Annotated in this window: 7 protein-coding genes; 4 read left to right on the forward strand and 3 right to left on the reverse strand. The window is 61.4% G+C overall.

Annotation, left to right across the window (positions count from 1 at the left end):
* Positions 1-2,469 (forward strand): UvrD-helicase domain-containing protein, encoded by a 2,469-nt coding sequence (locus OC610_RS02790; RefSeq protein ID WP_264426391.1) that lies wholly within the window; start codon positions 1-3, stop codon positions 2,467-2,469.
* Between the two features lie 60 nt (positions 2,470-2,529).
* Here the strand turns inward: OC610_RS02790 and OC610_RS02795 are convergent, their stop codons facing one another.
* Complete coding sequence (locus OC610_RS02795) at positions 2,530-2,808, reverse strand: DUF1652 domain-containing protein (RefSeq protein WP_003201764.1); 279 nt, start codon at positions 2,806-2,808, stop codon at positions 2,530-2,532.
* A 192-nt stretch (positions 2,809-3,000) separates the two neighbouring features.
* Entirely contained in the window at positions 3,001-4,461 is a 1,461-nt protein-coding gene (locus tag OC610_RS02800) for an MFS transporter (protein WP_264426395.1), read from the reverse strand.
* A gap of 134 nt (positions 4,462-4,595) precedes the next feature.
* On the opposite strand from OC610_RS02800, the gene OC610_RS02805 reads away from it, so the two are divergent.
* Positions 4,596-5,498 (forward strand): LysR family transcriptional regulator, encoded by a 903-nt coding sequence (locus OC610_RS02805; RefSeq protein ID WP_264426396.1) that lies wholly within the window; start codon positions 4,596-4,598, stop codon positions 5,496-5,498.
* A 29-nt stretch (positions 5,499-5,527) separates the two neighbouring features.
* Here OC610_RS02805 and OC610_RS02810 read toward each other — a convergent pair whose 3' ends face one another.
* Positions 5,528-5,752, reverse strand: coding sequence for a YgdI/YgdR family lipoprotein (locus OC610_RS02810; RefSeq protein WP_264426397.1), 225 nt, complete (start codon positions 5,750-5,752; stop codon positions 5,528-5,530).
* Positions 5,753-5,973: 221 nt separating this feature from the next.
* Here OC610_RS02810 and OC610_RS02815 point away from each other — a divergent pair, with 221 nt between their 5' ends.
* Positions 5,974-7,626: a VRR-NUC domain-containing protein gene (locus OC610_RS02815; RefSeq protein ID WP_264426398.1), complete on the forward strand. Its 1,653-nt coding sequence runs from the start codon at positions 5,974-5,976 to the stop codon at positions 7,624-7,626.
* A partial coding sequence (locus OC610_RS02820; protein ID WP_264426399.1) for an ATP-dependent DNA helicase occupies positions 7,623-9,912 on the forward strand: 2,290 nt, incomplete at its 3' end. The genes OC610_RS02815 and OC610_RS02820, both read left to right, overlap by 4 nt.

Here is a 9,912-nt window from a genome sequence, read left to right on the forward strand (position 1 = left end):
GTGTCGCTACACAGTCCCGATCTTCCCCCTGATCTCCTGCCCTTGGCCCAGATGCCCTGGTTCAAACGCCTGGCCGCGCGTTTTTTCGGCCACGGCCTGACGCGCCTGCGCGCCCAGCACCGCGCCTCATGGCTGCACGGGCAAGCCGACGGCTTTCGCAGCGGTCATACCGCCGGTTTTGACTATGGCTACAAGGAAGGCCGGGCTGAAGGGCTGGAAGCGGGGCGTCAGGTCCTGTTGATCCGCGACTCACGAAGTACCGAGCACCCGGCGCCGCAAGTTGATGACCTGCTGTTCGACGACTGGCGATTGCCCCTGACCGCCGAACTGAAGAAACGCATCAAGGCGGACGTAGCGCGATTGCTACCAGCCCATGCGCAGCCCAGCAGCGGCCAATGGAAGATGATTTTCAGCGACACGCCGGCCACTTCCGTGGTGGCGGGCGCAGGCGCGGGCAAGTCAACGACCCTGGTGCTGCGTATTGTGTTGCTGTCGCAATACCTGGGGTTCGAACTGGACTCAATGACCGTGGTGACCTTCACCCGGGAATCGCGAAAGGACTTTATCCAGAAACTCATCGAAATGTTTGCCCTGTGGGGGCGCACGGTCAGCCAGAAGGAAGCCCGGGATCTGGTGCGCACCTTTCACTCGCGTATCTTGCCCATGGTCCGCAGCCTGCCGGGATTCGAGCGGCTCCAGGCCTTCGAGACCTTGAGCCACCGCGCCGGAGCGGATGAGGATGACGCCCAGGGCAACCCGTTCGACTTGCGCATCAACGATGCCCAGCGCCAGCAGCTCAATGCCTGTTATTACAACCTCCATCAGCGTGACGAGCGTTTCCGCGAGTTGATCCAGCCGCTTTCCCGTCATGCCCTGCAGCTCAAGGAACTGGAGCGCGACCATCCGGATGTGCAGAAGCGTGTGGCTGTCACGGAGCTGGCCGCCCAGCGCGATGAAGCACTCTGCGACGCAATCGAAGACCTGTGGTTCCGGGCGGGGGCTTGGCCGATTAAAGGTATTGAACCGAAACGCCAGGTATTTGAAATCAACGGGGCGAGATTTCATTGCCATGGCTACATCAAATCCCTTGATACCTGGGTGATGCTGGGATTCGATCCACGGGAGAACCCGCAGCTCAGCCGTCCCGGTGCCAAGCTGAGTGTGCGTGCGGAATGGGCCGTAAAGCGCACCTTGTTTCAAGCTTTCTGTCGTAAGCCACTGATTTGGCTTGATAAGTATGAAGACTCAAAACGCCTGTTGTCCGCCGTGGCTGGGGATGTCAGTGCGGGGCCCGGGTTCGACTACAAGGTCAAGGGCGAGCTCACGTCGGCCCCTTTGCTGGACTGTTTTGTCGCAGCGGCGGGGTTTATCGAAAATCTTGGCCTGGATGTACCTGAAGCCGTGGGCAGGATGTGTTTCTCCAGCAATGACCCGGATCGTTATTTCTTCGAGGCGTTGAGTCGTTTCTGGCGTGCGTTCGAAGATCATCTGCTGGATCAATCGCCTCCGGTCATGACCTATAACCGGATGTTTGCGTTGTTCAGCGAACACTCCCCGGAAAACTTCAAGCTGCTTGATGACGCCCTGTTGAGGCCGTTGTCGCATTTGATGATCGACGAATTCCAGGACGTTTCGCCCCAGATCGTGTCTTGGCTGAGGGCGAGCCTGCGTGAAGTGCGCAGGCGTAGCGCAGCCCTGCATACCGGGCGCGGTGCCCAACGTTCTTCCTTGTTGTGCGTAGGTGACGACTGGCAGTCGATCTACGGCTGGCGTGGCAGCTCGCCAAGCTTTTTCATGGCGTTCAACAAGCAATTTCCGTCACCAACCCATACCCGGGTGATGCTCACCGACAACTACCGAAGTCACCAGCACATCATCGACGCGGCTGAGCACATCGTGCGCGGAGCGGCGGCCATCCCCGGTAAAAAAGCCAAGGCTAGCGGCGCGCCTCGCTTGGCAAGCCCGGTGACCGTCTTGGACAGGGACGATGAAGGCTTGGCGCGGCGGCTCGATGAGCATTACCGCAACGGCGATACAATCTTGATGCTGTATCGAAAAAGTAGCGATAAGTTACTGATAGATAAACATATTCAGTCAATAGTTAATGTGGATTCTAGCTTGCCTTATCCGCAGCGCCGCCTGAGACAGATGACTTATCACAGCGCCAAGGGGCTTCAGGCGGATGCGGTATTCCTGCTGGGAGATTGCCAGCACCTGACCAGCTCACCCTACAAGAACCAGGTCTACCGGATGGCCGGGTTGGGACAGGACGGTGACACCGAACCCTATGATGCTGCGCAAAAGGATGAAATCCTGCGCCTGGCGTATGTAGGCATCACTCGGGCCGTTCAGCATTGCTATTGGTACGTCGACGGCCAGGACAATCAGGCGGCCAACGCACCCAAGGCGTCGGACCGGATCGGGGTAGGCAAGCCGTTTTTCAAAGATCATCGCCGTGCTCGCGGCTGATCCGCTGATGATCGTTCTGTGACCCACAAAAAAGCCCACATGAAAATGTGGGCTTTTTTGTCAGGAGGCGAATCGTCGCAAGCCAACCGGCGGTACAAAGGCTTCAAGCTCGGCCTCCACCGCTTCGATGATTCGCTCCACGTCAGGGGCGTTCATCACCGTCGCGCAGGGGATACCGGCGATTGCGATCATGGTTTCGCCGCTCGCACGGTCAAACAGCCGGGCGACCATACTGCCTGGCGCGTCCATGCTGGCCTCGAAGCCCATGGGATGGAAATGCCAGCGCATCAACTGGCAGGCATTGGGGAACGTAACCTTGCTGAAAGATCCTTTATTCATCTGTAGCCCGCCTTCTTCATCAAGCGCTTCCGTTTGCTCATGTCAGGAAGGAAGAGCCCTCATGGCTCTACCAGTGAGAACTAAAAATAGCACCTGAAAATGAACGCCACGTGGATTTTTTCAGTCCGTTTGGCGATTGGTTCATTTTTTTTGATCTGCATCATGACCTAAGTACAAATGTTCAGAGTGCCATCATGGTCGTCCCGCCGTGTCCTGACAGGCTGTCAACGGCTCTGGCTCGCGGTATTTGAAGGCGATGAAGCCTGCCAGCACCATCAGGCACAGGGCGACGGCGAAGCTGACGTGCAGCCCGTCGGCAACGGCTTCGGGAGAGACGGTGGAGGTGCCGTTGGTCGGCAACATGGCCGCGAAGACCGCGCCGAGTACCGCTGCGCCACTGAAGAAGCCGAGGTTGCGCGATAAGTTGAGCAGCCCGGCAATAACGCCCCGTCGGTTGGCAGGGATTTCGGCCATTACCGCCGCATTGTTTGCTGTCTGGAACATCGCGTAGCCCAAGGTCGTTACCATGATCGCCGTGACGTAACCGGCGATGCCAAGCGTCGGGGGAACCAGCGACAGCAGCAGGCAACCGCTCGCCATAGTCGCCAGCCCCAGGAGCCGCATGGGACGCACCCCGAACCGATCGGCGAGGCGCCCGGCAGGCATGCCGGCGAGGGCGGCGACGCATGGCCCGACGGCCAGTACCAGGCCGACAATGGCCGACGGGAGCCCCAGCGCGATCGACAAGTAGAATGGCCCCACCAGCAAGGTCGCCATCATGACCGTTGCGACCAGCGCGCTCGTCGCCAGGCCCGATACCAGCAGGCGATCGCTGAACATCGCCAGCGGGATCAGCGGCGATGGGCGCCGGCGCTGCGTCCGGACGAACAATCCTCCGCTCAGAATGGCCGCCGCCAGCAAGCTCACATTCAACCCACCGAAATGCCCGCCACCCAGCGTCATGGCCAAGGCGTAGGTGCCCAGAGCTGCGGCGAGCAAAAGCGTGCCGATGACGTCGAAACGCACCTTCTCGACAGGGGCGGCTTGCCCGGCGGGCAGGGACCGCCAGGCCAATAGCAGGGTCAGCAGCCCGAGCGGTACGTTGATCAGGAACAACGCCTGCCAGCCAAACCCGGTTATCAACATGCCTCCCAGGGAAGGGCCCAGCGCGGTGCCTACCGCGGACAGCGTGGCGAGCAGTCCCATGGCGCTGCCCGCCCTGGTCTTATCGACCGTTTCGCCGACCAGGGCCAGCGTCAGCGTCATCATGATGGCGGCCCCCAGCCCTTGCAGTGCCCGGGCGGCGATCAACAGCCCCAGCGACGGCGCGAGGCCGCACAAGGCTGACGCGAGCGTAAACAGCGCGATTCCCGCCAGTAACAGCTTGCGTCGGCCAATCAGGTCGCCCAGGCGTCCGAGACTGACGATCAGCGTGGTGATCGCCAGTAGATAGGCCAGCACTACCCACTGAACATGCTGGAACGAGGCGTCAAACGCTTGGGCCAACACCGGCAGTCCCACGGCGGTGACGCTGGCCCCCAGCGACGCCAATAACGTTGACAGTGCCAGGCTGGCCAAGGCCTGGCGCGCGGGAACAAACGGTTGTGGACCGCTCGTGGGTGGCAGGCTTGGTTGGGTATTGGCTGGTTTCATCATGTTTCCTCGCAATCCGGTTCGCCTATAAATCGCTGCGAGAACGGTACGCGGTGGCATAACATGGCGGAAGACGCACGAATTGCACGTTATAGCTGCATGAAACGCTATCCATCCTATCCGAGGGCCCGACGATGTCCGCTACCGACCTCAACTTACTTGTCACGCTGGACGCGCTCTTGTCCGAAGGCAGTGTGGCCGGTGCGGCCCGGCGGCTGCAGCTCAGCCCTTCGGCCATGAGCCGGGCCTTGGCGCGGTTGCGCCAGGCCATCGGTGATCCGTTGCTGGTGCGGGCGGGGCGCGGATTGGTTCCGACACCGCGGGCGATCGAGTTGCGCGAGCAGGTCAGTCAATTGGTGCAGGGCGCTCAGGCCGCGCTACGTCCGGTGCAGGCCACGAACCTGGGGACGGTGAATCGGACCTTCACGTTGCGCACCCGGCAAGGCTTCGTGGAAAACTTCGCGATCGAGCTGATCGAGCGAATTGCCCGGCAGGCCCCGGGAATCAGGTTGCGGTTTGTAGAAAAGACCGACAGGGACAGCACGGCGTTGCGCGAGGGCAGCGTGGATCTGGAGACCGCCGTTGTGGATGAAGACACCAGCCCGGAGCTGCTGACGCAAGGGTTGTTCGGTGACCGCATCGTTGGCGTCGTGCGGGCAGGACATCCGCTGAGCAGGATCGACGTAAGCGCCGCGGATTATGCGGCAGGCGAGCACATTGGCATTTCCCTGCGTGGCTTGGAGCACGGCTCCATCGACCAGGCCCTTGGCGCCTTGGGTTTGTCCCGACGCCTCATCACCACCGTGCCGGGCTTTTCCACCGCGCTGGGGTTGGCGCGTTCCAGTGACATGATCGCCAGCGTGCCGGAACGCTACAGCACCCGTTTGCGCCTTGGCATGCATACCTTCGCGTTGCCGTTCGTGGTCCCTGGGTTTACGGTAGCCATGCTCTGGCATCCGCGTATGGACGCCGACCCCGTGCACCGCTGGATAAGAAGCTGCCTGCGAGACGTGTGCGCGGGCACGATCGAACCGTAAAACCTTTCATGAAGCAGACGCGGATTCCATCAGTCTCCCTTGCGTATCGTTGCCACTTCGTCGGCGCGGACCCGGACTTTCTTGCCTGAAATGTCTTCGAACTCGTAGAAGCCATCGGCGGTACGGGTATTGGGCGTGTCCTCGGTCAAATACTGGGTACCGTTCTGCAGCGTCACCACCGTAGGTGTCGCACAGCCGGCCAGAGCCAGGAACGCCATGGCAGCCAGGGGCAGGCCCAGAATCCTGATGTTCATAATCCGTAACCTCTTTATCAGAAGGGTGCGGCCTGTCTGATTCGACCGGGCCATCACTGAGTTAACCGCCATTTGTCCCGCTTGCCGTAGGAAAGTTCATCGCCGCTTGAAGGATTTATATTTAATACTAGGAGACCGCTCATCTTTTGCAGTTGCCTGGGCCCTCGGTAGCTGATATCTGTACGCATAACCAGTATCCAGCTTTTGTGGCGCCCGCTCCCGTGACAGCGAACCCCCTCGACGATCCCTTTTATTACCTGAACAACTTCCAGCGTGTTCTCGTCTGGCTGAGCCAGCGTTACGGTGATGTGCTCAGCGTTGAAGAACAGCAATTCATCGATGCTTTCGCAGCACTGCCGCGTTCGTCCCAAGGCCTGTTGGTGCGGCTGGTGATGCGTAAGGGCCTGCATTTTCGCCACAGCAAGCTTCACTACGCGGAGATCGGCGAGATAAGCGCCGCCGTAGCGCCGTTGTTGGCGCTGGGTTGGGTCGAGGAGCAGGCCAGCCTGAGCCTGGTCGAGCTGTTCGATGTGCTGCTCAAGCCGGAAATTCTCCTGTGCCTGGGGCACTTGATCGAGCAGCCCAAGGCAAAAAAGGCCGAGTGGCTGCTGGCCCTGGCCGATTGCTTCAGCGAACCCCAGCCATTTCGCGACTGGTGCCCACAGCTTGAAGAACGGCTGTTCAGTATCACGGTCATGGACCTGTGCGATCGCCTGCGGCTGATGTTTTTTGGCAACCTCTACCAGGACTGGTCGGAGTTCGTGCTGGCGGACCTGGGCATCTTTACCTATGAAACCGTCGAGTTCAGCGCCGAGTCCCGGGGGGTGCGCAGCCGCCAGGACATCGATGCCTGCCTGTTCCTGCATGAATGCCAGCAACGCTTCGAAACGGGCGAACCGCTCGAAACGATCGTAGATCGCGTCAGCGCGTTGGTCCTGGACAATCCCTGGCTGGAGCGACGCCGAGGCAAATTGCTGTTCCAGATGGGCCAGCACGGCGAGCGCATCGGCGATTTTGCCTTGGCGTTGTGCATTTATCGCGACTGCAGATATCCCGGCGCACGGCTGCGGATGATTCGTGTGCTGGAGCGCATTGGCGAATACACGCTGGCCCTCGAACTGGCCGAGATGGCGGTGCAATCGCCGCAAAGCGCGGCGGAGTGCCAGGCCTTGCTGCGGATCGTGCCCCGGCTGCGGCGCAAGCTGGGCGGGCCACCGGTAGCGCGAGCCGTCGCCCGGGAAGTGGAACGGTTGGATCTGCATTTGCCTCGCGTCGATCCCATGTTGTCGGTGGAATATTGCGTCCAGGCCCACCTGCACGAGGACGCCGCTCCGGTGCATTACGTCGAGAACAGCCTGGTCAATTCGCTGTTCGGCCTGCTGTGCTGGCCGGCGATTTTCGCGCCGCTGCCGGGGGCTTTTTTCCATCCGTTCCAGCGCGGACCGGTGGACCTGCTCAACGAGGACTTCCATGAGCGCCGCGCCGAGCTGTTCGCGGCGTGTTTTGCCGAGCTGGAGGACGGTCGCTACCGGGACACCATCCGCCGCCGCTACGTGCAGAAGTGGGGCGTACAGTCACCGTTCGTGTTCTGGGGGGCGCTGTCGGAGGCGCTGCTGGAGCAGGCCCTCGACTGCCTCCCGGCGGAACACCTCAAGCACTGGTTCAACCGCCTGTTGCTGGACATCAAGGCCAACCGCGCCGGCATGCCCGATCTGATCCAGTTCTGGCCGCAGGACAAGACCTACCGGATGATCGAAGTCAAAGGGCCCGGCGATCGCCTGCAAGACAACCAACTGCGCTGGCTGGAGTTTTGCCATGAGCACCGGATGCCCGTCGCCGTCTGTTACGTGCAATGGGCGGAGCAGGGTGCATGACCGATCTGCCGAGCTACAGCATTGCCGTGCGGGCGTTGTGTGAATTCACCGCCAAGGTCGGCGACCTGGATCTGCGCTTCACGCCGTCTCCCACCGCGCTGGAGGGGATTATCGGCCACCGCACCGTGGCCTCGCGGCGCAGCGAGGGTTATCAGGCCGAGGTGAGCCTCGAAGGCATCTACCAAACCTTGCGAGTGAAGGGCCGGGCAGACGGATACGATCCTGGTCGTAACTGCCTCGAAGAGGTCAAGACCTACCGGGGCGACCTGGGCAAGCAACCCGACAACCATCGCCAGTTGCATTGGGCCCAGGCGAAGATCTACGGCTGGCTGATGTGCCAGAAATTGCAGGTGCCGCAGATTGACGTCGCATTGGTGTATTTCGACATCGTCAGTGAAAAGGAAACCTGCCTGACCCACAGCTTCGAAGCATCGCAGCTCCAGATGTTCTTCGAGCAGCAGTGCGCCCTGTTCCTGGCCTGGGCCGAACAGGAATTGCACCATCGCCAGGCGCGCAACCGCGGCGCCCAGGCCTTGGCCTTTCCCCATGCTGGCTTCAGGCCCGGGCAACGGCACCTGGCCGAGTCGGTGTTCAAGGCCGTCAGCACCGGCCGTTGCCTGATGGCCCAGGCGCCGACCGGGATCGGCAAGACCGTTGGCACGGTGTTCCCGATGCTCAAGGCTTTGGCGCCCCAGCGACTGGACAAGGTGTTCTTTCTCACGGCGAAAACCCCGGGACGCAAATTGGCCCTGGACGCGGCCCGGCTGATTACCGACAGCGCCCCGGCCATGCCGTTGCGGGTATTGGAAATGATCGCCCGGGACAAGGCCTGCGAGCATCCGGACAAAGCCTGCCATGGCGAATCGTGCCCACTGGCCCGCGGTTTTTATGATCGCCTGCCGCAGGCGCGGGCGGCGGCGAGTCAGGTAACGCTGCTTGATCAGGCGGCTTTGCGCGACATTGCGTTGGATCACGACATCTGCCCGTACTACCTGAGCCAGGAAATGGCCCGTTGGGCCGACATGGTGGTGGCTGACTACAACTATTACTTCGACTTCAGTGCCTTGTTATTCGGCCTCGCCCAGGCCAATGACTGGACCGTCGCCACCTTGGTGGACGAAGCCCACAACCTGGTGGAGCGCGGACGGCAGATGTACAGCGCGACCCTCGACCAGGCGGCGTTGACGGCGTTGTTGAAAACCGCCCCCGAGCCGCTGAAAAAAGCCCTGCAGAAGGTCAATCGCCAGTGGAACGCCCTGCATGCGCCGCAGGTTGCCGCTTACCAGGCCTATGAAAAGCCGCCGGACAAATTGCTCCAGGCATTGGGAGCCTGCACGACCGCTATCGGTGATTACCTCAACGACCATCCGCAGGGCTTGGACAGCGGCCTGCAAGCGTTCTATTTCGACGCCCTGCAGTTCGGCCGCGTCGCCGAGTCGTTCGATGAGCACTTCCTGTTCGACATTCACAAGCGCGAATCCGCGCGCCAGCGCAGCTTCTCCGCGCTGTGTCTGCGCAACGTGGTGCCGGCCGGTTTCCTGCGGCCCCGGTTCACTGCGTCGCGCAGCAGCGTGCTGTTTTCCGCGACGCTGAGCCCGCGGCGGTACTATGCGGACCTGTTGGGTACGCCAGCGGACACGGTGTGGATCGATGTCGAATCGCCGTTCCAGGCCGAACAACTGGATGTCCAGGTGATCAGCCGGATTTCCACCCGGTTTGCCCATCGCCAGGCGTCCCTCGAACCGATCGTCACGTTGATGGCCCGCCAGTTTGACGCGCGTCCCGGTAATTACCTGGCGTTCTTCAGCAGCTTCGATTACTTGCAGCAGGTGGCGCAATTATTTGCCGAGCGATTCCCGCACATTGCCACCTGGAGCCAATCGCGTGGCATGGGGGAAGCGCCCCGGCAGGCTTTTGTCGACCGGTTCATGGAGCACAGCCAGGGCATCGGTTTCGCGGTGCTGGGTGGGGCGTTCGGCGAAGGGATCGACCTGCCGGGATCACGCCTGATCGGCGCGTTCATCGCAACGCTGGGGCTGGCGCAGTTCAACCCGGTCAACGAACAGATCAAGCAGCGCATGGCGGCCATTTTTGGCGATGGCTACGATTACACGTATTTGTATCCCGGGCTGCAGAAAGTCGTGCAGGCGGCTGGCCGCGTCATTCGCACCCAGCAGGATCGCGGGGTGGTGATGCTGATCGATGACCGGTTCGCGGAGGCCAAGGTGCAGCGTTTGCTGCCGCAGTGGTGGTCAGTCAAATCGGAACAACGTGCCCCAACCTGTG

It is taken from the genome of Pseudomonas agronomica (genome assembly GCF_025917275.1).
Taxonomy (GTDB): Bacteria; Pseudomonadota; Gammaproteobacteria; order Pseudomonadales; family Pseudomonadaceae; genus Aquipseudomonas; species Aquipseudomonas agronomica.

Bases quoted from the DNA above. Each gene is read 5' to 3' on its own strand.
- OC610_RS02795 (WP_003201764.1), bottom strand. From the start codon at position 2,808: ATGAATAAAGGATCTTTCAGCAAGGTTACGTTCCCCAATGCCTGCCAG.
- OC610_RS02800 (WP_264426395.1), bottom strand. From the start codon at position 4,461: ATGAAACCAGCCAATACCCAACCAAGCCTGCCACCCACGAGCGGTCCA.
- OC610_RS02805 (WP_264426396.1), top strand. From the start codon at position 4,596: ATGTCCGCTACCGACCTCAACTTACTTGTCACGCTGGACGCGCTCTTG.
- OC610_RS02810 (WP_264426397.1), bottom strand. From the start codon at position 5,752: ATGAACATCAGGATTCTGGGCCTGCCCCTGGCTGCCATGGCGTTCCTG.